Source organism: Kitasatospora sp. NPDC101801, assembly GCF_044766665.1.
Classification (GTDB): Bacteria; Actinomycetota; Actinomycetes; order Streptomycetales; family Streptomycetaceae; genus Kitasatospora.
The window spans coordinates 89,841-111,415 of record NZ_JBIWML010000007.1 but is presented as its reverse complement, the minus strand read 5'-3'; the positions used below and the strand labels follow the sequence as shown (position 1 = coordinate 111,415).

Annotated in this window: 18 protein-coding genes; 9 read left to right on the top strand and 9 right to left on the bottom strand. The window is 70.2% G+C overall.

Annotated elements, in window-relative coordinates:
* Positions 1 to 45 precede the first annotated feature (45 nt).
* From ACIRPK_RS12065 to ACIRPK_RS12040, 6 genes are all read right to left on the bottom strand, one after another.
* The gene (locus ACIRPK_RS12065; RefSeq protein ID WP_403036629.1) at positions 46 to 1,227 is read right to left on the bottom strand and encodes an acyltransferase family protein; all 1,182 of its coding nucleotides are present in this window, start codon (positions 1,225 to 1,227) and stop codon (positions 46 to 48) included.
* 212 nt (positions 1,228 to 1,439) lie between these two features.
* Positions 1,440 to 2,633: an elongation factor Tu gene (gene tuf / locus ACIRPK_RS12060; protein ID WP_403036626.1), complete on the bottom strand. Its 1,194-nt coding sequence runs from the start codon at positions 2,631 to 2,633 to the stop codon at positions 1,440 to 1,442.
* 181 nt (positions 2,634 to 2,814) lie between these two features.
* A complete protein-coding gene (fusA, locus tag ACIRPK_RS12055; RefSeq protein ID WP_403036623.1) occupies positions 2,815 to 4,920 on the bottom strand; it encodes an elongation factor G in 2,106 nt (701 codons plus the stop codon).
* A gap of 38 nt (positions 4,921 to 4,958) precedes the next feature.
* On the bottom strand, positions 4,959 to 5,429 hold the full coding sequence (gene rpsG, locus ACIRPK_RS12050; protein ID WP_030457432.1) for a 30S ribosomal protein S7: 471 nt from the start codon (positions 5,427 to 5,429) through the stop codon (positions 4,959 to 4,961).
* A 3-nt stretch (positions 5,430 to 5,432) separates the two neighbouring features.
* On the bottom strand, positions 5,433 to 5,804 hold the full coding sequence (gene rpsL / locus ACIRPK_RS12045; protein ID WP_014144289.1) for a 30S ribosomal protein S12: 372 nt from the start codon (positions 5,802 to 5,804) through the stop codon (positions 5,433 to 5,435).
* A 298-nt stretch (positions 5,805 to 6,102) separates the two neighbouring features.
* Positions 6,103 to 6,639: a DUF1707 and DUF4190 domain-containing protein gene (locus tag ACIRPK_RS12040; RefSeq protein WP_403036620.1), complete on the bottom strand. Its 537-nt coding sequence runs from the start codon at positions 6,637 to 6,639 to the stop codon at positions 6,103 to 6,105.
* A gap of 165 nt (positions 6,640 to 6,804) precedes the next feature.
* Between ACIRPK_RS12040 and ACIRPK_RS12035 the strand changes: the two genes are divergently transcribed.
* The 4 genes from ACIRPK_RS12035 to ACIRPK_RS12020 all read left to right on the top strand — a co-directional run bounded on the left by ACIRPK_RS12035 (position 6,805) and on the right by ACIRPK_RS12020 (position 11,838).
* Entirely contained in the window at positions 6,805 to 7,566 is a 762-nt protein-coding gene (locus tag ACIRPK_RS12035) for an ABC transporter ATP-binding protein (RefSeq protein WP_057231379.1), read from the top strand.
* Positions 7,563 to 9,146: a transporter gene (locus ACIRPK_RS12030; protein ID WP_403036617.1), complete on the top strand. Its 1,584-nt coding sequence runs from the start codon at positions 7,563 to 7,565 to the stop codon at positions 9,144 to 9,146. Before ACIRPK_RS12035 ends, ACIRPK_RS12030 begins: the two co-directional genes overlap by 4 nt.
* Positions 9,147 to 9,257: 111 nt before the next feature.
* Positions 9,258 to 10,523 (top strand): DUF2786 domain-containing protein, encoded by a 1,266-nt coding sequence (locus ACIRPK_RS12025; protein WP_403036615.1) that lies wholly within the window; start codon positions 9,258 to 9,260, stop codon positions 10,521 to 10,523.
* Between the two features lie 304 nt (positions 10,524 to 10,827).
* Positions 10,828 to 11,838: an ADP-ribosylglycohydrolase family protein gene (locus tag ACIRPK_RS12020; protein ID WP_403036612.1), complete on the top strand. Its 1,011-nt coding sequence runs from the start codon at positions 10,828 to 10,830 to the stop codon at positions 11,836 to 11,838.
* 498 nt (positions 11,839 to 12,336) lie between these two features.
* Here ACIRPK_RS12020 and ACIRPK_RS12015 read toward each other — a convergent pair whose 3' ends face one another.
* Positions 12,337 to 13,275 (bottom strand): MerR family transcriptional regulator, encoded by a 939-nt coding sequence (locus ACIRPK_RS12015; RefSeq protein ID WP_403036887.1) that lies wholly within the window; start codon positions 13,273 to 13,275, stop codon positions 12,337 to 12,339.
* A 174-nt stretch (positions 13,276 to 13,449) separates the two neighbouring features.
* Positions 13,450 to 14,295: a GntR family transcriptional regulator gene (locus ACIRPK_RS12010; RefSeq protein WP_403036609.1), complete on the bottom strand. Its 846-nt coding sequence runs from the start codon at positions 14,293 to 14,295 to the stop codon at positions 13,450 to 13,452.
* Between the two features lie 199 nt (positions 14,296 to 14,494).
* On the opposite strand from ACIRPK_RS12010, the gene ACIRPK_RS12005 reads away from it, so the two are divergent.
* The 5 genes from ACIRPK_RS12005 to ACIRPK_RS11985 all read left to right on the top strand — a co-directional run bounded on the left by ACIRPK_RS12005 (position 14,495) and on the right by ACIRPK_RS11985 (position 20,529).
* Positions 14,495 to 15,754, top strand: coding sequence for an extracellular solute-binding protein (locus ACIRPK_RS12005; RefSeq protein WP_403036606.1), 1,260 nt, complete (start codon positions 14,495 to 14,497; stop codon positions 15,752 to 15,754).
* Entirely contained in the window at positions 15,751 to 16,662 is a 912-nt protein-coding gene (locus tag ACIRPK_RS12000) for a carbohydrate ABC transporter permease (RefSeq protein WP_403036603.1), read from the top strand. The genes ACIRPK_RS12005 and ACIRPK_RS12000 overlap by 4 nt, the downstream gene beginning before the upstream one ends.
* Positions 16,659 to 17,486: a carbohydrate ABC transporter permease gene (locus ACIRPK_RS11995; RefSeq protein WP_403036600.1), complete on the top strand. Its 828-nt coding sequence runs from the start codon at positions 16,659 to 16,661 to the stop codon at positions 17,484 to 17,486. Before ACIRPK_RS12000 ends, ACIRPK_RS11995 begins: the two co-directional genes overlap by 4 nt.
* A gap of 35 nt (positions 17,487 to 17,521) precedes the next feature.
* On the top strand, positions 17,522 to 19,024 hold the full coding sequence (locus ACIRPK_RS11990) for a beta-N-acetylhexosaminidase (RefSeq protein WP_403036597.1): 1,503 nt from the start codon (positions 17,522 to 17,524) through the stop codon (positions 19,022 to 19,024).
* Positions 19,025 to 19,092: 68 nt separating this feature from the next.
* Positions 19,093 to 20,529 (top strand): cellulose binding domain-containing protein, encoded by a 1,437-nt coding sequence (locus ACIRPK_RS11985; protein WP_403036595.1) that lies wholly within the window; start codon positions 19,093 to 19,095, stop codon positions 20,527 to 20,529.
* Positions 20,530 to 20,568: 39 nt separating this feature from the next.
* Here ACIRPK_RS11985 and ACIRPK_RS11980 read toward each other — a convergent pair whose 3' ends face one another.
* Positions 20,569 to 21,570 (bottom strand): ADP-ribosylglycohydrolase family protein, encoded by a 1,002-nt coding sequence (locus ACIRPK_RS11980; RefSeq protein WP_403036592.1) that lies wholly within the window; start codon positions 21,568 to 21,570, stop codon positions 20,569 to 20,571.
* Positions 21,571 to 21,575 lie beyond the last annotated feature (5 nt).

The following is a 21,575-nucleotide window of genomic DNA, read 5'->3' as shown; positions in this document are numbered from 1 at the left end:
GCCACTGCACAAATCGTCCCGTCTGTGGTCAATGGGACGATCGGGTTACTTCTTGTCGGGTGCGGGCTCGTCGGACACCCGGCGGAGGGTGGCCATCGAGCGGTCCATCCCCTTCTTCAGCAGCTTGGAGACCGGGCGTTCCACCAGACGGTGGATCAGCCAGGCGGTCAGCAGGGCCGCGACGAGGGTCACCAGCAGGGCGGACTTGACGTCGAACCCATGGGTCAGCGTGAAGTGGATCATCGTCCACCCGGCCTCCTGGTGGATCAGGTAGAGCGGGTAGGTCAGCGCGCCGGCGACGGTCAGCCACTTCCACTGCACCCAGTTGAACAGGCCCAGGGCCGCGGCGAGCACCAGGGCGAAGGCGAGGGTGACCCCGCCGGCCATGACCTTCCACGACAGGGGGTGGTTCAGCACCCCGACGTAGATCGTCTGGATCGAGGTGAGCCGGGTGAGCGCCAGGATCCAGGAGAAGCCGACGATCCCCCAGAGCAGCAGGTTCTGCCCGAAGCGGTACATCAGGAACATCCCGATACCCGCGATGAAGAAGGGCGACTCGTTCGGCATCGCGAACGTGGTCAGCAGCGGGATCTGGGCCTGCGGGGCGAGCACCGCGAATATCGTCCAGATGCCGCAGAAGGCGACCACCTTGCGGTAGGTCAGGCCGAGCGCGACCACGATGGCGAAGAGCAGGTAGAACCGCATCTCGACCCAGAGCGTCCAGTAGACGCCGTCGACGTGCCGCATACCGAGCGGGGTCTGGAGCATCGTCAGGTTGCCCAGGACGGTCTTCAGGTCGAGGCCCTCGTCGGCACCCCAGCGGGCGAACTTGGTGAAGGTCAGCACCACGAAGGTGGTGAGTGCGATGGCCGCCCAGTAGGCCGGGTACAGCCGGACGACCCGGGAGGTGAAGAACTCGCCGGCCCGCTTGCCCCAGCAGCTCATGCAGATCACGAAGCCGCTGATGACGAAGAACAGCTCGACGCCGAGCCAGCCGTAGGCGGCCATCCGGTTCAGCTCCGGGAGCACCTGCTTCGGGGTGACCCCGTCCTGCCACACCCCGGCGATTCCGACGTACGCCGTCCAGTGGAAGGAGAGCACGCACAGGGCGGCGAACAGCCGCATGCCGTCGAGCGCGTACAGCCGGGGGCGCTGGCGAGGGCCGGATGCCTCCTGCGAGCGGCGCCGGAGGCGCGACGGCTTCGTCAGGATCGGTGCAGAAGTCATTCCAGAGCTTTCGGCGAGTTGGGCTCAGAAGCCTCGACCAACCCTCGCACCCGGCGAAGGCTGTGGGGCGCTCAGTCTAGCGGCCCGAATCCGGCGGCCGCCGCGCCGGTCGGCCCCTGCGGGGAGGAACGGCCGAGGGGCCCCACACACGTCCTCGCGGACGGTGCGGAGCCCCTCGGTGTGCCTGTGGAGCAGGCAGGTCAGAGCAGCAATTACTTGCTGATCTTGGTGACCTGGCCGGCGCCGACGGTACGGCCACCCTCACGGATGGCGAACTTCAGGCCCTCCTCCATGGCGATCGGCTGGATCAGCACGACCGACATGGCGGTGTTGTCGCCCGGCATGACCATCTCGGTGCCCTCGGGGAGGGTCACGACGCCGGTCACGTCCGTGGTACGGAAGTAGAACTGCGGGCGGTAGTTGTTGAAGAAGGGGGTGTGACGGCCACCCTCGTCCTTCGACAGGATGTAGGCCTGGGCCTCGAACTCGGTGTGCGGGGTGACCGAACCCGGCTTGATGATGACCTGGCCGCGCTCGACGTCCTCGCGCTTGATGCCACGGAGGAGCAGACCGACGTTCTCACCGGCCTGGCCCTCGTCGAGCAGCTTGCGGAACATCTCGATACCGGTGACCGTGGTGGTGGTCTTGGTCTCCTTGATGCCGATGATGTCGACAGTCTCGTTGACCTTGAGGACACCACGCTCGATGCGGCCGGTGACGACGGTGCCACGACCGGTGATCGTGAAGACGTCCTCGATCGGCATCAGGAACGGCTTCTCGACGTCACGCGCCGGGGTGGGGATGTTCTCGTCGACAGCCTTCATCAGGCCGAGGAGCTTCTCGCCCCACTCCTTGTCGCCCTCGAGCGCCTTCAGCGCCGAGACGCGGACGACCGGGAGGTTGTCGCCGTCGAAGTCGTACTCGGAGAGCAGCTCACGAACCTCGAGCTCGACGAGCTCCAGGATCTCCTCGTCGTCCACCATGTCGGACTTGTTCAGCGCGACGACGATGTACGGAACGCCGACCTGGCGGGCCAGGAGCACGTGCTCCTTGGTCTGCGGCATCGGGCCGTCGGTGGCGGCGACGACGAGGATCGCACCGTCCATCTGCGCGGCACCGGTGATCATGTTCTTGATGTAGTCCGCGTGACCCGGGCAGTCGACGTGGGCGTAGTGACGGTCCTCCGTCTGGTACTCGACGTGCGCGATCGAGATGGTGATACCGCGCTGCCGCTCCTCCGGCGCCTTGTCGATCTGGTCGAACGGCGTGAAGGGGTTGATCTCCGGGTACGCGTCGTGCAGCACCTTGGTGATGGCCGCGGTAAGGGTCGTCTTACCGTGGTCAATGTGACCGATGGTGCCGATGTTGACGTGGGGCTTCGTCCGCTCGAACTTCGCCTTCGCCACTGCAGTCCTCCTGAGGACAGTTCTGTACGCCGTGCTGACGTCAGTTGGTCTTTGATCGGGTTTGGCACGGAGCGTGCCGTCCCGCGGGTGGGGGCGGAGGAAGCCTGAGGGATCCGGGACGGATCCCTCAGGTTCGCCTCCTAATAGCCTAAGGGTTTACGAACATCCCGATGGCGGGACGTCACTCACCCTTGGCCTTGGCGATGATGTCGTCCGCCACGTTCCGCGGAACCTCGGCGTACGAGTCGAACTGCATCGAGTAGCTTGCGCGACCAGAGGTCTTGCTGCGCAGGTCACCGACGTAGCCGAACATCTCGGAGAGCGGCACCAGCGCCGAAACGACGCGGGCACCGTGACGCTCGTCCATGGACCGGATCTGGCCACGGCGAGAGTTGATGTCACCGATCACGTCGCCCATGTAGTCCTCGGGCGTGGTGACCTCGACGGCCATCATCGGCTCGAGCAGGGCCGGGCTGGCCTTGCGAGCACCCTCCTTGAACGCCATGGAACCGGCGATCTTGAAGGCGAGCTCGGACGAGTCGACGTCGTGCGAGGCACCGTCGAGCAGGGTGACGCGGACGCCCTGGAGCGGGTAGCCGGCGAGAACGCCGAACTCCATGGCCTCCTGGCAGCCGGCGTCGACCGACGGGATGTACTCGCGCGGAACGCGGCCACCGGTGACCTTGTTCACGAACTCGTAGCCCTCGCCGGACTCGATCGGCTCGATCGCGATCTGGATCTTCGCGAACTGGCCGGAGCCACCGGTCTGCTTCTTGTGCGTGTAGTCGATGCGCTCGACGGCCTTGCGGATCGTCTCGCGGTAGGCGACCTGCGGCTTGCCGACGTTGGCCTCGACCTTGAACTCACGCTTCATACGGTCGACCAGCACCTCGAGGTGCAGCTCGCCCATACCCGCGATGATGGTCTGGCCGGTCTCTTCGTCGGTGTTGACCTGGAAGGACGGGTCCTCCTCGGCCAGCCGCTGGATCGCGGTGCCCAGACGCTCCTGGTCACCCTTCGACTTCGGCTCGATCGCGACGCGAATGACCGGGGCCGGGAAGTCCATGGACTCCAGGATGACCGGGTGCTTCTCGTCGGACAGGGTCTCGCCGGTGGTGGTCTGCTTGAGACCCATGACGGCGACGATGTCGCCGGCGCCCACCGAGTCGATCTCCTCACGCTTGTTCGCGTGCATCCGGTAGATCTTGCCGATGCGCTCCTTGCGCCCCTTCACCGCGTTGAGGACGGCGGTGCCGGCCTCGAGGCGGCCCGAGTAAACCCGGACGAAGGTGAGCTTGCCGAGGTGCGGGTCGGACATGATCTTGAACGCCAGCGCGGCCAGCGGCTCGTCGTCCGAAGGCTTGCGGGTGATCTTCACCGAGTCGTCGCCGGGCTTGGTGCCCTCGATGCCCTCGATGTCGATCGGCGACGGCAGGTACTTGACGACCGCGTCGAGCAGGGGCTGGACGCCCTTGTTCTTGAACGCGGAGCCGCAGAAGATCGGCGTGAAGTCCGAGTTCAGCGTGCCCTTGCGGATCGCCGCGACCAGCAGCTCCTCGGGGATGTCCTCGCCCTCGAGGGCGAGCTCCATCACCTCGTCGCTGACGTTCGAGACGGTGTCGAGCAGCTGCTCGCGGTACTCGGCCGCCTTGTCCGCCAGGTCGGCCGGGATGTCGACGGTGTCGTACATCTCGCCCTTGGGGGCGTCCGCGGACCAGACCAGGGCCTTCATCTTCACCAGGTCGACGACGCCGGTGAAGTCACCCTCGGCGCCGATCGGGAGCTGCATGACCAGCGGGGTGGCGCCGAGGCGGTCCACGATGGTCTGCACGCAGAAGTAGAAGTCCGCGCCCGTGCGGTCCAGCTTGTTGATGAAGCAGATGCGCGGGACGCCGTAACGGTCGGCCTGACGCCACACCGTCTCGGACTGGGGCTCGACACCGGCAACGCCGTCGAACACCGTCACGCCACCGTCGAGGACGCGGAGCGAACGCTCCACCTCGACGGTGAAGTCCACGTGACCCGGGGTGTCGATGATGTTGATGGTGTTGTCGACACCGTCGAGGGTCCAGTGACAGGTCGTCGCGGCCGACGTGATCGTGATGCCGCGCTCCTGCTCCTGCTCCATCCAGTCCATGGTGGCAGCGCCATCGTGGACCTCACCGATCTTGTACGAGACACCGGTGTAGAACAGGATCCGCTCGGTGGTGGTGGTCTTGCCCGCGTCGATGTGGGCCATGATCCCGATGTTCCGGGTCTTGGCCAGGTCAAGGGAGGTTGCAGCCATGGTGGCTCGTTCTCTCTCTGTCTAGTGACGGGGTTGGACTACCAGCGGTAGTGCGCGAAGGCCTTGTTGGACTCGGCCATCTTGTGGGTGTCCTCGCGACGCTTCACGGACGCACCGAGGCCGTTGGAGGCGTCGAGGATCTCGTTGAGCAGACGCTCGGTCATGGTCTTCTCACGACGGGCGCGGGAGTAGCCGACCAGCCAGCGCAGCGCCAGGGTGTTGGCGCGGCCCGGGCGGACCTCGACCGGCACCTGGTAGGTGGCGCCACCGACGCGGCGGGACTTCACCTCAAGGGTGGGCTTGACGTTCTCAAGCGCACGCTTGAGGGCGACCACGGGGTCGGCACCGGTCTTCTCACGGACACCCTCGAGGGCGCCGTAGACGATCCGCTCGGCAGTGGAGCGCTTGCCGTGCAGCAGGATCTTGTTGACCAGCGAGGTCACAAGCGGCGAGCCGTAGACCGGGTCAATGATGACCGGGCGCTTCGGGGCAGGACCCTTACGAGGCATTTCTTACTTCTCCTTCTTGGCGCCGTAGCGGCTACGAGCCTGCTTGCGGTTCTTGACACCCTGGGTGTCGAGCGAGCCGCGGATGATCTTGTAGCGGACACCAGGAAGGTCCTTCACACGGCCACCGCGCACCAGCACGATGGAGTGCTCCTGCAGGTTGTGGCCCTCACCCGGAATGTAGGCGGTGACCTCGATCCCGCTGGTGAGGCGCACACGGGCCACCTTGCGAAGCGCCGAGTTCGGCTTCTTCGGGGTGGTGGTGTACACACGCGTGCAAACACCGCGGCGCTGAGGGGAACCCTTCAGCGCGGGCGTCTTGTTCTTCTCGACCTTGTCCTGCCGGCCCTTTCGGACCAGCTGCTGGATCGTAGGCACCGTTTCTCCGTTTTCTGTGTGCCAAGGCTGCGTAAAACTAACCTGCGGTGACCCCAACGTCCGACCCACGCGGTCGGGTGTGTTGAGCCTCTGACGAGGGCGGAATCCATGAGCCGATGTGCAGCGGCGGCGCTCACGGAGTGGTGACCACTCCGGGTACGGCGGCCGGTCTGCTGGCACGCACAAGGACCCGGGGACACCCCAGGCACAGATCAGAGCGTACCTAGCGCATCGGCGCCGGTCAAAACAAATGCAACACCGCAGCTCGGCCCGCGCGGAGGGGTCCTTCCGGCATACCTCAGGCGACGCTGCCGAGCAAACCGAGCAGGATCAGCAGCCCCCAGCCGCCGACCGACAGCCAGCCGAGCACCAGCCCGGTGGTGGCCATCGCGTCGCCCTCCTCGCCGCTGCCGCGCATTTGGCTCTTGGCGAGGTGCCCGGTCACCACCGCGGGGATGCCGAACAGCCCGAAGCTCGGCACGCAGAGCAGGCCCAGCACCAGGGCGGCGACCGCCAGCGGGTTGTTCCGCGGCCGGGGCGCGTACACCGGCTGCATCATCATCGGCGGTCCGGTCATCGGCCCGACCATCGGCAGCACGGCCGGACCGACCGGCAGGTCCGAGACCAGGTAGGCGAGCTGACCGTACGTCTTGGCCCGCTGCACCCCGTCGAACCGGGAGCTGTACTCGTTCGCCGACAGCCGGCCCTCGGCGTACGCGGCCTTGAGCACGTCCACCGCGCGCTCGCGGTCGGTGTGCCCGGCGCGCATCGCACCCTGGCCCGCACCTGCGCCGTACGGCTGCGGCTGCTGCGGTCCCCATGACTGCATGCTCATCCCGGCCCACCTTCCTGACGGACTCTCATGGTGCATGACGAACGGCACACCGCGTCAGTTGCAGATCCACCCGATCGGAGCAGAACACCCGTCTCCAGCGGGGTGCCGCCGGCCGCCCCACCTCTGCGAAGCTGACCGCACATCCGTACCAACAGGAGTACCCACATGACACCTGCCGTCAGCATCCACAACCTGTGGAAGCGCTTCGGCGACCACGCCGCGGTCGCAGGACTCACCCTGGACCTGCCCGCCGGCTCCTTCATCGGCCTGGTCGGCCCCAACGGGGCGGGCAAGACCACCACGCTCTCGATGGTCACCGGCCTGCTCAGGCCGGACCAGGGCACCGTGCTGGTGCACGGCGCCGACGTCTGGACCGACCCGGTCGGGGTGAAGGCGCGGATCGGCATCCTGCCCGAGGGGCTGCGGATGTTCGAACGACTGAGCGGGCGCGAGCTGCTCCAGTACAACGGCCGGCTGCGCGGCCTGCCGGGCGCCGAGGTGGACCGCCGGGCCGAGGAGCTGCTGACCGTGCTCGACCTGTCCGCCGCAGCGGACAAGCTGGTCGCCGACTACTCGACCGGTATGCGGAAGAAGATCGGCCTGGCCGCCGCCCTGCTGCACAACCCGGACGTGCTGTTCTTGGACGAGCCCTTCGAGGGCGTCGACCCGGTCTCCGCGCAGACCATCCGGGGCGTGCTCAAGCGGTACGCCGCCAGCGGCTCCACCGTGGTCTTCTCCAGCCACGTGATGGAGCTGGTCGAGCAGCTCTGCGACTGGGTCGCGGTGATAAACGCGGGCCAGGTGATCGCCCAGGGCCCGCTGGACACCGTCCGGGGCGAGCGCTCGCTGCACACCGCCTTCCTGGACCTGATCGGGGTCCGCGAGCAGGACGAGCAGAGCCTGGACTGGCTGGGCGAGGCCCGATGAGCCTCCCCGCCGACCGGGTCGTGGTCCGGACCCTGGTCTCGCTCAAGCTCCGGCTGCTCGCCAACGGTCTGCGCCGCAGCCCCGGCCGCCGGGCGCTGTACGTGATCGGCTCGGTGGTCGGCCTGCTGTTCACCGCCGCGATCGCCACCGGCTTCGCCTTCCTGCACGGCCACGACGGCGCCGCCGACGCCACCGTGATGCTCACCACCTCGCTGGTGATCGGCTGGGCGGCGCTGCCGCTCTTCCTGTTCAGCAGCGACGAGAGCTCGGACCCGACCCGGCTCACCATGCTGCCGCTGCGGCCGGGCCCGCTGCTGCGCGGCACCCTGCTGGCCGCACTGATCGGTCCTGGACCGGTGATCGCGCTGGTGCTGCTGACCGGCGCCGGGATCGCCGCCGCCGCGGGGGCGGTGTCGGTCCCGTTCGCCGTGCTCGGCGTGCCGCTGACGGTGGCCTGCCTGGTCACCCTCTCCCGCGCGGTCGCCGCCGGGAACGCCAAGCTGCTCTCCAGCCGCCGGGGCAAGGACTTCGCCATCTTCGGCGGCCTGCTGTTCGCGGTCCTGGTGCAGGTCGGCAACCTCGCCTCGCAGAGCGTCTTCGGCCGGGCCGGGGAGTCGGGCCTCGACCTCTCCCCGCTGAAGCCGTTCGCCTCGGTGCTGCGCTGGATCCCGCCGGTCAGCGCACTGGACTCGGCGCGCACCGCCGGGGACTCCGTGCCGCTGGCGCTGCTCCAGCTGGCCGCCACCGGCGCGCTGCTGGTGCTGCTGCTGCGCTGGTGGCGACGGAGCCTGCAGGACCTGATGGTCACTGCGGACTCGTCCACCCTGATCGCCACCAAGTCGGTCGGCCGGTCCACCCGGAACCTCTTCCCCGAGGGCCGGGTCGGCGCGGTGATGCAGCGTCACCTCCGGTACGCCTGGCGCGAGCCCCGGGCCAAGGCGGCGGTCTTCACCAGCATCGGGATGACCCTGGTGTTCTGCGTGCTCTCGGTGGTCCAGGGCTGGGGCACCGTGTACGTGGTGGTGATGGCCGGGCTGATGCTCGGCCTGCAGATGGTCAACCTGTTCGGCATGGACGGCTCGGCGTTCTGGATGGTCTCCAGCACCCTGGCCACCCCCGCCGACGCCCGGGACGAGCTGCGCGGCCGGGCCTACGCGGTGGTCTCGTACGCCGCGCCGGTCAGCACCCTGCTCGGCCTGGTGCTGGCCGCCGCCACCGGGCAGTGGAGCGAGCTGCTCCCCGCCCTCGGCCTGACCTACGCCGCGCTCGGCGCCGGGGTCGGCCTGGGCGCGCTGCTCAGCGTGCTGGCACCGTACGCGATGCCGGCCGACTCCAGCCCGATGCGGAACGCCGCCCCGGGCCAGAGCGGCCTGGTGGCGCTGAACACCTTCGGCTCGATGCTCGGGGTGGCGGCGATCACCGCCCCGGTGGCGCTGCTGATGCTCGCCCTGCCGGGCTGGGTGCTGCTGCCCGTCGGCCTCGGCTACGGCCTGCTGCTGGCCCTGGCCGGCACCCGGTTCGCCGCCGGGCGGCTGCTGGACCGGCTGCCGGAGATCCTGGCCACCGCGATCGAGCGGTGAGGCCCCCGCGCACCGGCCCGATCGACCGCTGAACCCGATGCCCGAGCCCGGACCGTCCCGGGCTCGGGCATCATTGCCAGTTCAACCCCCAACTTCTCGAGGCGATCCCCCGTGGCCCAGCCGTCCGCCGCCGAAGCCCTGGTCACCCAGGCCGCAGCCCAGGTCGTCGCCGCCTTCCCCGACACCCTCGACCTGGCGCTCGACACCGCCGCCTCGATGCTGGCGGCCGCCGACTGGCCCCAGGTCAGCCGGGCGCTGCTGGCCGAGACCGAGCGCACCGTCACCCGCGCCTGGGCGATCGGCTGGCGGCCCGCCGACCTGGTCCGGCTGGTCCGGCGCGAGCTCGGCACCGTGCACCAGCCGCTGGCGGTCGACCTGATCGCCGCCGAGAACCGCCGGCACCCGGCGGCCACCCTGGACCGGCGCTGGCACGAGCAGCTGCGCGAGCTGGCCGTCGAGCTCTGGTGGTCCGGCGACGAGACCTACCTCACCGAGTTCGCCACCCGGCACCGGCTGGACCGGTTCGCGCTGGCCACCGCCGTGCTGGAGCTGAACCGGCTCTGGGCGCAGCTCCCGCCGGTCACCCCGGTCGGCCCCACCCCCGGCCGGGCCACCGTGTACCGGTCGACCGGACCGCTGCCCGGCGAGCCCCGGATGCTGTCCCGGATCCGGGCGCTGCTCGCCAAGGCCGAGTCCACCGAGTTCCCCGAAGAAGCCGAGGCACTCACCGCCAAGGCCCAGCAGCTGGTGGCCCAGCACTCCATCGACGAGGCCCTGTTGACCGTCGGCCAGCCCTCCCGGGACACCCCCGGCGCCCTCCGGATCGGGGTGGACAACCCGTACGAGAGCCCGAAGGCGATGCTGCTCGACGCGGTGGCCACCGCGAACCGCTGCCGCACGGTCTGGGCCAAGGAGTTCGGCTTCTGCACCATCGTCGGCTTCGACTCCGACCTGGACGCGGTCGAGCTGCTCTACACCTCGCTGCTGGTCCAGGCGACCGCCACCATGCACCGGGCCGGCAGCCGGCACCACAAGGAGGGCGCGGCCAGGACCAAGTCGTTCCGGCAGTCCTTCCTGATCGCGTACGCCGCCCGGATCCGCGAGCGGCTGGCCACCGCCACCGAGGAGACCACCCGCGAAGCCGCGGCCGGCCGGCACCTCAACCCGGACGGCAGCAGCGAGCAGCTCGTCCCCGACGAGCGCCTGCTCCCGGCGCTGGCCGCCCGCGAACAGGCCGTCGACCACGCCCTCGGCGAGATGTTCCCCAAGCTCACCACCCAGCGGGTCCGGATCAGCAACGCCCACGGCTGGCACGAGGGCCGCGCCGCCGCCGACCGCGCAGCCCTCCACCACGGCACCGACGCCATCGACCGCTGACGCACGGCTCCGCCGCCGAGGCGACGCTGAGCTTTTGGCAGGTGCTTCGGCAGCTACGGTCAGGGGCTCGGGGGCTCTGCTGCTGTGCGGCTCCGCCGCGCGGGCGACGCCGGCCCCTGCACGGTGATCGTCGCGTGGGTGGTCAGGCACTTTCGCAGTGACCCGAACGCCAGATCTCCTCGCCCACCCGGCGGAGCCGCACCTCAGCAGAACCCCGAGCCCCCGGACCGTGCAACCGGGCCGCCTGCCAGAAGCTGACCACCTGCCCAGAGCTCACCCCTGAACCGGGGCGTACCGTCGGGCGATGACCATCTCCCGTATCGATCGTGTGCACGGTTCCCTGCTGGGCGGCGCCCTGGGGGACGCGCTCGGCTGGCCCGTCGAGTTCCGGCGCCTGGAGCGGATCCGCGACGACTTCGGCCCGGCCGGCGTGACCGGTCTGCGGGCTGCCGAACGGCCGGGCGACCGGGCCGGGGACATCACCGACGACACCCAGATGACGCTGTTCACCGTCGAGGGGCTACTGGCCGGCGGTACCCCGAACGACCTGCACCGGTCGTACCGGCACTGGCTGCTGACCCAGCGTCAGGACGGACCGGGACCGGCCCCCGCCTCGCCCCTGCTCACCCACGCGTTCCTGTACGCCCGCCGGGCGCCGGGCAATGCCTGCCTGAGCGGGCTGGCCGACCACCCGGAGTTCGTGCCGCCGGTGCCGACCGGGGCGGTCGGGCCGGTGAACGGGCACTCCAAGGGCTGCGGCACGGTGATGCGCTCGGCACCGTTCGGCCTGCTCGGCCAGGGGCCCGAGGGCTCCTTCGAACTCGCCGCCCAGTGCGCCCAGCTGACCCACGGTCACCCCACCGGGCAGCTCGCCGCAGGCGCGTTCGCGGCGCTGCTCGACCTGGTCCTGACCGGCCTGCCGCTGCCGGAGGCCCTGGCGGCCACCGTCGGGTTGCTGGCGGCCCACCCGAAGGCCGGCGAGACCGTCGAGGCGCTGGACCGGGCGGTCCGGATCGCGGCCGAGGGCCCACCGTCGGCCGAGGCGGTGGAGCGGGTCGGGCTGGGCTGGATCGCGGAGGAGTGCCTCGCCATCGCGGTGTACTGCGCGCTGGCCGCCCCCGACGCCCGCTCGGCGCTGCTGCTCTCGGTCAACCACTCGGGCGACAGCGACTCCACCGGTGCGGTCTGCGGCAACCTGGTCGGCGCGCTGTACGGCGCGGCGGCCCTGCCGGCCGACTGGCTGGCCGTGGTGGAGGGCCGGGAGCTGATCGTCCGGATGGCCGACGCGCTGCTGACGCACACCCGGGCCGCCTGACCCGGTGCCGGGCCCGGCACCCGGTGGATGAGTCCAAGGGGTGTCGTGCGGTCAGTGACCGTTTGACCGGCTGTCCGGTCCTGTCGTTGCGCCAGATCACCGCTGTGAGCGCGAGGATCCGGCACAGGACGCGGGCCGCTACCCCTGCCGGGCTCTGGCCGCCGTGTCGTTCCAGGTCGAGCTGCCCCTTGAACAGGTGGCCGAAGTCCCGCCCGACGCGGCGAAGCCGGCGCCGCTCGGAGGTGTATCCGAGCAGCGCCGACATGACCGCGAGCGTGCTCAGCTCGGCGTCACTGAGCGTGGGCGTGATTCCGACGGCAGGCCGCCACGGCGCCAGCCACGGCGAAGCCTTCAACTCGTCGTCGCTCCGGGCATGGAGTGCCGCTGCGAGGGCGTCCAGGTCGTTGGTCACACCTCGACGTTGGACGCCCTCGTCTCATGTCCGCAGGCGATCCCTCGGACTCGTTCAGGGATCCGGGGCGGTGCCCACTGCGGTGACTAGGCGGCGCGGTCATTTCGCAGGGCCTGGATGAGCCAGGAGTACACCGGGACCAGGTTCGGTACTACCTGCCAGCCGTTGACGATCCACACCAGCCGCCAGTACCGGTCCACCCTGGGATCGTGCGCCTCCTCGAACTGCTGGGCCATCCAGTCCCGGAACTCCGTGTCGGGGGTACGCGCGAACACCTCGGCGAAGCGGCGCACGAGGTCGTCGATGACGGGTGCGACCCCGTCGCTGAGCGGGTCGATGCCCGACTCCCTGGCCTCGGCCACCTTCTGACGGGTGAACTCCATCAGTTCCTCCCCGGCCTCGCTCTCGATGTCGAGCGCCCGCCCGGCGGCCTGGTGTACGGCCGTCCGGCGCATCCGGGCACGGAAATCCTCGTCGCCGACCAGCTCGGCGAGCTCCACCCACGCGGCGACCTGCTCGCCGGTCGGATCATCGGGGAGGTCGGGAGTGGCAGCGCGAACCATGGCCACCGCGGTCGGGTCGGCACCCACCGTGCCGAAGGTGCCATCCACGAAATCGTCGATCAACCGTCGACGTTCCTCGCCGGACAACTGCGTGAGCCTGTGCATGAGGTTGGTCTCCTCGGGACTGGACCCGCGGCTGGCGACGACTCGCAGAACGCTCCGACGCAGGAGGAGCATCCGGATCTGGACGTCCACGGCGTCGGCGTGGGCCGCGGCGACTTCCGCCACCGAGAGCTCACGGTCCAGTACCCGTCGAATCGTGGGCAGGCCCATGCCCAGCTCGCGCAGTGTGCGGAGGAGTTCCAGACGAAGCAGTGCGTCGAGGTCGTAGAGCCGGTAGCCGGCGGGACTACGAGTGGTCGGCGCCACCACCCCCGAATCGGAGTAGAACCGGATGGTCCTCACAGACAAGCCGGTCCGCCGGGAAAGCTCCCCGATCGAGTAGAGGGTCGTAACGTCCATGTCCCCCACTCTGCTGTCTCCAGTCACTGGAGACTCAAGGCCGTGCTCCGGCTGGGCCCCGACCGAGACGCCCTCCGACTGGCTCGAGCATGCGTCGCGTGCTCTCCGCTGACCGCCAGGATGAAACGGGCACTCGCTGGCGACCTACAGCTACGAGCCTTTGGACCCAAGCATCTAGAGCGCCGACTGCACGTCCCCCGTGGTCAGGGTGTGGCTGCTGCGGGGAGTGGTGAGGTCGCCCGGGGGGATGCCGGGGTGGTGGCGGTCGGCCGCGCCCGCCGGGGGCGGGGCGGTCTCGCCGAGGGTGATGCGGGACAGGATGCGGTAGCGGTCGCCGCGGTAGAGCGAGTGGACGTACTCGACCGGGCGGCCGTCGTGGTCGGTGGTGAGGCGTTCGAAGTGCAGGGCGGGCGAGAAGGGCGGGACGCCGAGCAGTTGGGCCTCCTTCTCGCTGACCACGGTGGGTTCGATGGACTGGACGGCCTGGTGCACCCGGACGCCGTGGCGTTCGCGGAGCAGCTCGTAGAAGTCGCCGCTCTCCATGTCACCCGGCGCCAACCCGGGCACCAACTCGGCCGGTACGTACAGGTACTCGATGGCCATCGGTTCGCCGTCGACCAAGCGCAGCCGGGCGATGTGGGCGATCTCGGCCGTCGGTGACAGGTGAAGCTTGCGGCCGACCCGGGCGCCGGCCCGGAGCACCGAGAACTCCAGCACCCGCCCGGCCCAGGAGCCGCCGGCCCGGGGAGCGGTGAAGGCGTGCTCCTCGGGGGCGGCGGTCAGCTCCTGGGTGATCTTCGCGGGGGCGACGAACATGCCCCGGCCGTGCTCGCGGACGATCAGACCGGTGCTGACCAGCTCGTCCACCGCCGACCTCAGGGTCGGCCGGGAGACCCCGAGTTGTTCGCAGAGCGTGCGCTCGGAGGGGATCGGGTCGCCGGCCGAGCGGGCCTCCACCAAGTCCCGCAGGTAGTCCCGCACCCGGGTGCGCTTGAACGCCGGGCCCACCGTCTCCGCCATCTTGGCGCCCCCTCTGACCTGACCAGTATGCCGACTCTGACCACTTGAGCCTAGCCGTTCTTCGATCTTGACGCCATGGAGCCCCCTGCGTTCCGCCAGATCCCGTTCAGGACAAGGGTATTGACGCCCCAACTGGTCTATGCCACCTTCTCTTACCACTGGCCCAACTGGTAAACCCCCACACCGAGGTGGCATCCCCGTGCGTTCCCGTCTGCTCCCCCTCTCGCTCGCCGCCGTCACCCTGCTCACGGCAGCCGGCTGCTCCTCCGCCGCCGGCTCCTCGGCCGACGCAGGACCGGCCGAACTGACCGTCTGGATCATGCGCGACAGCCTCACCGACGGCCTGCTCCAGCGCTTCGAGGCCGACTTCGAGGCCACCCACCCCGGCACTACCCTGAAGATCCAGATCCAGGAGTGGGACGGCATCGGCCAGAAGATCACCAGCGCCCTGGCCAGCAACGACGCCCCCGACGTGATCGAGGTGGGCAACACCCAGGTCGCCCAGTACGCGGCCGGCGGCGGCGTCCGCGACCTCTCCGCGAAGACCGGCGAGCTGAACGGCGCCGACTGGCTGCCCGGCCTGGCCGAGCCCGGCAAGGTGGACGGCAGGCAGTACGGCATCCCCTGGTACGCCGCGAACCGGGTGGTGATCTACCGCAAGGACCTGTTCGCCCAGGCCGGGATCAGCACCCCGCCGACAACCCGGGAGGAGTGGACGGCCGCCACCGCGAAGCTCAACTCCGGTGACACCGAAGGAATCTACCTGCCGGGGCAGAACTGGTTCGTCCTCGCGGGCTTCCTCTGGGACGAGGGCGGCGACCTCGCGGTCAAGGGCTCCGACGGCAAGTGGCAGGGCGCCCTGGACACCCCGCAGGCCGCCGCCGCGACCGCGTTCTACCAGCGGCTCCAGGCGCTCGGCCACGGCCCGAGGGACTCCGACGAGGCCAAGCCGCTGCAGGCCGAGGTGTTCGCGAAGGGGAAGACCGCCCAGATCATCTCCTCCCCCGGCGGCGCCGCCGCGATCCTGAAGGCCAACCCGGAGCTCAAGGACAAGCTGGGCTTCTTCCCGATCCCCGGCAAGACCGCCGCCAAGCCCGGCGCGGTCTTCACCGGCGGATCCGACCTGGTGGTCCCCGAGGCGTCCGGACATGCCGACGCCGCGTACCAGGTGGTCAAGGAGCTGGCCGGCGCCAAGTGGCAGACCGAGATCGCCAAGGAGATGAGCTACGTCCCCAACCGCACCTCGCTGGCCGGCGTGCTGAGCGGCAACGAGGGCGCGGCCGCGATGGCGGCGGGCGCGGTGAACGGCCACGCCACCCCCAACTCCCCCAACTGGGCGGCGGTGGAGGCCAACAACCCGGTCAAGCAGTTCCTGACCCAGGTGCTCACCGGAGCCGACCCCGCCGCCGGGCGGAAGGCCTCCGAGGCGATCACCAAGGCCCTGAACAGCGCCGGATGACCGCCGCCCGGGCCCGGCTCGGCGCCCTCTGGCCCTACCTGCTGGTCGCCCCGACCCTGCTGGGCGCCGCCTATCTGCTGGTCTACCCCGTACTGCGCAACCTGCTGATGTCCGTCCAGCACTTCCGGCTGGCCCAACTCATCAAGGGCAACGCGGAGTTCGTCGGCCTACGGAACTACACCGAGCTGCTCGGTGACCCGGAGTTCTGGACCGTGGTCCGGCGCACGCTGGTCTGGACGGCGCTGAACACCGTGCTGATCACGCTGCTCGGCACCCTGGTCGCGCTGCTGCTGGTCCGGCTCGGCCGGTGGCTGCGGCTGGCGGTGCTGAGCGCCCTGGTGCTCACCTGGGCCACCCCGGTGATCGCGGCGACCACGGTCTTCCAGTGGCTGTTCCAGTCCCGGTTCGGAGTGGTCAACTGGCTGCTTGACCAGTTGGGGCTGCCCGGCTTCCGGGACTACGCCTGGTTCGCGCACGGCGGTCCGACCTTCGCCGTCCTGGTGACGCTGGTGGTCTGGCAGTCGGTCCCGTTCGCCGCGCTCACCCTGTACGGCGGACTGACCACCGTCCCGGCCGAGCTGTACGAGTCGGCCCGGCTGGACGGGGCCGGGCGGTGGCAGACCTTCCGGCTGGTCACCCTCCCGCTGCTCCGGCCGCTGTTCACCCTGGTGGTCTCGCTGGAGGTGATCTGGACCTTCAAGTGCTTCGCCCAGATCTGGGTGGTCAGCCAGGGCGGCCCGGCCGGTGCCACCACCACCCTGCCGGTGTACGCCTTCCAGGTGGCCCAGTCGCTGCACAAGTACGACGTGGGCTCGGCCGCCTCCACCCTCACCGTGCTGATCCTGCTCGGCGCCCTGCTGTTCAACCTGCGCCGGATGTTCCGTCAGGAACGCGAGGAGGAGTCATGAGAATCCTGCGTCGGCTGCCGCTCGACCTCGCGGCGCTGACCGTCCTGGCGGTCGCGGTCTTCCCGGTCTACTGGATGGTACTGACCGCCTTCAAGCCCAGCACCGAGATCCAGGCCGAGACCCCGACCTTCCTCCCGCTGCACCCGACCCTGGAACACTTCCGCACCGCCGTCGGCTCGGCCGGCTTCGCCGGGTACTGGCGCAACAGCCTGCTGGTCACGCTCGGCGCCGTGCTGCTCGCCCTGCTGGTCGCGCTGCCCGCCGTGTTCGCGGTCGGCCGGCTGCGCTGGCGCGGCCGGAAGGCGTTCGTGCTGCTGGTGTTCACCGCGCAGATGGCACCCTGGGAGGCGCTGCTGATCCCGATGTACGTGATCGCCCGGGACACCGGGCTGCTGGACAGTCTGACCATGCTCACCCTGGTCTACTTCATGACCACGCTGCCCTTCACGATCGTCACCCTGCGCGGCTTCCTGGCCACCGTGCCCGCCGAGCTGGAGGAGGCCGCCCAGGTGGACGGCTGCACCCGGCCGGTCGCGTTCCGCCGGGTCACCCTGCCGCTGCTGGCCCCCGGCCTGCTCGCCACCTCGCTGTTCGGCTTCATCACGGCGTGGAACGAGTTCGCCTTCGCCAACACGCTGATCATCAAGAACCAGGACGCCCACACCCTGCCGGTCTGGCTCTCCTCCTTCGGCAACGTCTTCGGCACCGACTGGGGCGCCACCATGGCCGCCGCCTCGCTCTTCATGCTCCCCGTGCTGCTGGTCTTCCTGGTCCTGCAGAACAAGGTCACCACCGGCATGACCGCCGGTGCCGTCAAGGGCTGAGCCCACCAACAGAGCCCACCAACGGAGGACCGCTCGTGATCCTGCCAACACCCGTCGAACTCACCTACACCACAGGCGAGTTCATCCTGGACCGGGATACCGCCGTGCATGCGCCGGGCGACGCCGGACCGGCCGGCGCGCTGCTCCGCATCCTGCTCGGCCCCGCCACCGGCCTGCCGCTGCCCCCCGCCGGGGACGGTGCGGTCCGCCTCGCGCTGACCGGCGGCACCGGCGAGGGCTACCGCCTGAGCGTCACTCCCAAGGGCGTCCGGCTGACCGCGGACGGACCGGCCGGCCTGCGGCACGGCGTCCAGACGCTCCGTCAGCTGCTGCCGCCCGAGGCGCTGTCCCCGGATCCCGCCCCCGGGGTGGTCTGGCGGCTGCCCTGCGTCGAGATCACCGACGCGCCCCGGCACGCCTGGCGCGGTGCGCTGCTGGACGTGGCCCGGCACTTCCAGCCGCTGCCGTTCCTGCTCCGGACGGTCGACCTGCTCGCGCTGCACAAGCTGAACGTGCTGCACCTGCACCTGACCGACGACCAGGGCTGGCGGTTCCCGGTCGACGCGTACCCCCGGCTGGTCGAGGTCGGCTCGCGCCGGGCCCGGTCGATGGTCGGGCAGGCCGGGTCCACCCGCTACGACGACCGGCCGCACCAGGGCTCGTACACCAAGGGCGAGTTGGCGGAGCTGGTCCGGTACGCCGCGGTGCGCGGGGTGACCGTGCTGCCCGAGATCGGGATGCCCAGCCACACCCGGGCCGCGCTGGCCGCCTACCCCGAGCTGGGCAACCGTCCCGACCGGCGGCTGGAGGTCTGGACCGACTGGGGCGTCTGCGAGAACGTGCTCGGCGTGCACGACCGGGTGCTGGACTTCTGCCGCACCGTGCTCGGCGAGGTCGCCGACCTGTTCCCGTCCCGCTACCTGCACCTGGGCGGCGACGAGTGCCCGACCGACGAGTGGGAGCGCAGCCCGGCCGCCGTGGCCCGGGCCGCCGAACTCGGGCTGGCCGCACCGAAGGAGCTGCACGGCTGGTTCCTCGGCCAGGTCGGCGGCTTCCTGCTGGAGCAGGGGCGGAAGCCGGTCTGCTGGGCCGAGGACAGCACCTCCAGCCTGCCGCCCGAGTTCACCGTGATGCCGTGGCGGGACGGTGACCACGGGCTGGCGGCGGCCCGCCGGGGGCACGACGTGGTGATGGCCCCGCACCGCTCCACCTACCTGGACTACCCCCAGCGCGACCACCCGGACGAGCCGCTCGGCCAGGCCGGCGCCGTGGTCGACCTGGCTACCGTGCACGCCAACGAGCCGACCCCGGCGCACTGGACGGACGCCGAGCGGAGCCGGGTGCTCGGCACCCAGGCCCAGTTCTGGACCGAGTTCGTCCGCACCCAGGACGAGTTCGACCACCTGGCCTTCCCCCGGCTGGCGGCCCTGGCCGACCGGTCCTGGAACCCGGCCTCGGACTACACCACCGACTTCCTCCCGGCCCTGCCCCGGCACGAGCGGCGCCTCTCGGCGTTCGGGGTCAGGGCCCGGAGGTGAGAAAGACCGGGCGCGCCCCGACACCGCGCCCGTACGCGCAGCAACTCCCCCACGAGGAAAGGACTCCGATGTCCGTACGACTGCGTACCAACACCCGGCTGCGGGCGGCCCTGGCCGTCTGCGCGGCCGCCGGGCTGGCCGGCTCCGTCCTGCTCACCCCGACCGCCTCGGCGGCCGGGGAGGCGGTCACCGCCCAGTACCGCACCAGTGCGAGCGGGGCCACCGCCGACCAGGTCGAGCCGTGGTTCCAGCTCACCAACACCGGCACCGGCACCGTGCCGCTCAGTCAGCTGACCCTGCGCTACTACTTCAAGTCCGACGGCCCCACGGTGAACTACCGCTTCGCCTGCTCCTGGGCGGTGAAGGGCTGCGCCAACATCACCGGCACCTTCGGCACGCTCGCCAACCCGACCGCCACCGCCGACCGCTACCTGGAGGTCGGCTTCACCGCCGGGGCCGGTTCGCTCGCGCCCGGACAGTCCACCGGGGACCTCCAGCTCCGGTTCTACCGCGCGGACTGGCAGACCATCACCCAGTCCGACGACTACTCCTTCAGCGGCGCTCAGACCTCGTACGTCACCTGGGACAAGGTGACCGTGCAGCGCTCCGGCGCGGTGATCTTCGGTACCGCGCCGGCGGGCAACACCCCCAGCCCGTCGCCGTCGCCGTCCCCGTCCGGCAGTACCAGCACGCCGCCGAACCCGAACGCGCCGGTGCTCTTCGACGACTTCAACTACGGCACCAGTGCGGACAGTTCACTCCAGCAGCACGGCTGGACGGTGAAGTCGGGCCAGGGCGGCCCCGGGGTGCCCGGCGCGACCTGGTCACCGGCCGACATCACCTTCGCCGCCACCAGCGGCAACAGCATCATGAACATGCGGCTGACCACCGACGGCACCGCAGCGGGCACCAAGGAGACCGAACTCCAGACCACCGCAAGGAAGTTCAAGAACGGCACCTACGCGGCCCGGGTGAAGTTCGACGACACCCCGACCGGCGGCCCGGACGGCGACCACGTCAACCAGACCTTCTTCACCTTCACCCCGCTCAACCAGCCGATGGACCCGGACTACAGCGAGCAGGACTTCGAGTACCTGCCGAACGGCGGCTGGGGCGAGACCGGCAATATCATGTACACCACGTCCTGGGAGACCTACAACCCCGACCCGTGGAACGCGGTGAACGCGCACGGCGAGCAGCGCCGCTCCTACGACGGCTGGCACGACCTGCTGCTGACCGTCGACAACTCCGCCATCACCTACTGGATCGACGGCGTGCAGTTCGCCACCCACGGCGAGCCGTACCTGCCCGAGACGCCGCAGTGGATCGACTTCAACCACTGGCTGATCGACCTCAACGGCCAGACCAGCAGCACCCCGCGCTCGTACGACGAGCAGGTCGACTACGTCTACTACGTGAAGGACCAGGTGCTCAGCCCGGCCCAGGTCACCGCCAACGTGGCGGCCCTGCGCTCGGCCGGGACCACCTTCAAGGACACCGTCTGACCCACGGTCACCCGGGGCCGCCGGGCCCCGGGTGACCTATCAGTCCCAGAGCGCGCCGAACTCCAGCAGTTCGTCCCGGTACTCGATCCGCCGTACCCACTCGGCCGGCCAGGCCGCCGCACCGTGCCTGGCACCCGCGAAGGCGCCGGCCAGGCAGGCGATCGAGTCCGAGTCGCCGGAGGAGAACGCACCGCGCCGGACCGCCGCCAACGGGTCGTCCGGGAACAGCAGGAAGCAGAGCAGCGCGGTGCCGAGCGCCTCCTCCGCCACCCAGCCCTCACCGGTCACCGCACACGGGTCACCCTCCGGCTCCGGCCGGGCCAACGCGGCGTCCAGCCGGTCGAGTTCGAGCAGACAGTCGTCCCAGCCCCGGTCGCTGAACGCCTTCGGCGACGGGTCCTGCGCGTGCGCGGCCAGGTCGCCGAGCCAGAACTCGTCGTAGCCGGCGGCCTTGGTCGCCAACGCGTACTCCCGCAGCCGGGCCGGCAGGTCGGCCGGTTCGACGCCGTCCACCAGCAGCCGCACCGTGTACGCGGTGAGGTCACTGGCCGCCAGCGCGGTCGGGTGGCCGTGGGTCAGCGCCGACTGGAGCTGCGCGGCACCGGACCTGGCCCGGTCGGTCAGCCCGGGGAGCAGGCCGACCGGGGCCACCCGCATGTTGGCGCCGCAGCCCTTGGAGCCGACGTCGGAGGCCTGCTGCCAGCGGCGCTCCGGCTTGCTCAGCCGCATACAGGCTTTCAGGCAGGTCATGCCGGGCGCCCGATTGTTGTCCGGGTCGAAGTACCAGTGCACGAACTCCTCCCGGACCGGCCGGGTCAGCCGCAACGGGGCCAGCGGGCCGCGTTCCTGGGCGGTCTGCAGGCCCCGGGCCAACGCCAGCGTCATCTGGGTGTCGTCGGTCACCAATGCGGGCTCGGGCAGCTCCTGCTCACGCCACCGGGCGCCCCACTGGAGCAGCTCGTCGTACTCCTGGAACTCGGTCGGCTTCCCCAGCGCGTCGCCGATCGCCAGACCCAGCATGGTGCCCGTCGCCCGCTTCATGTCCC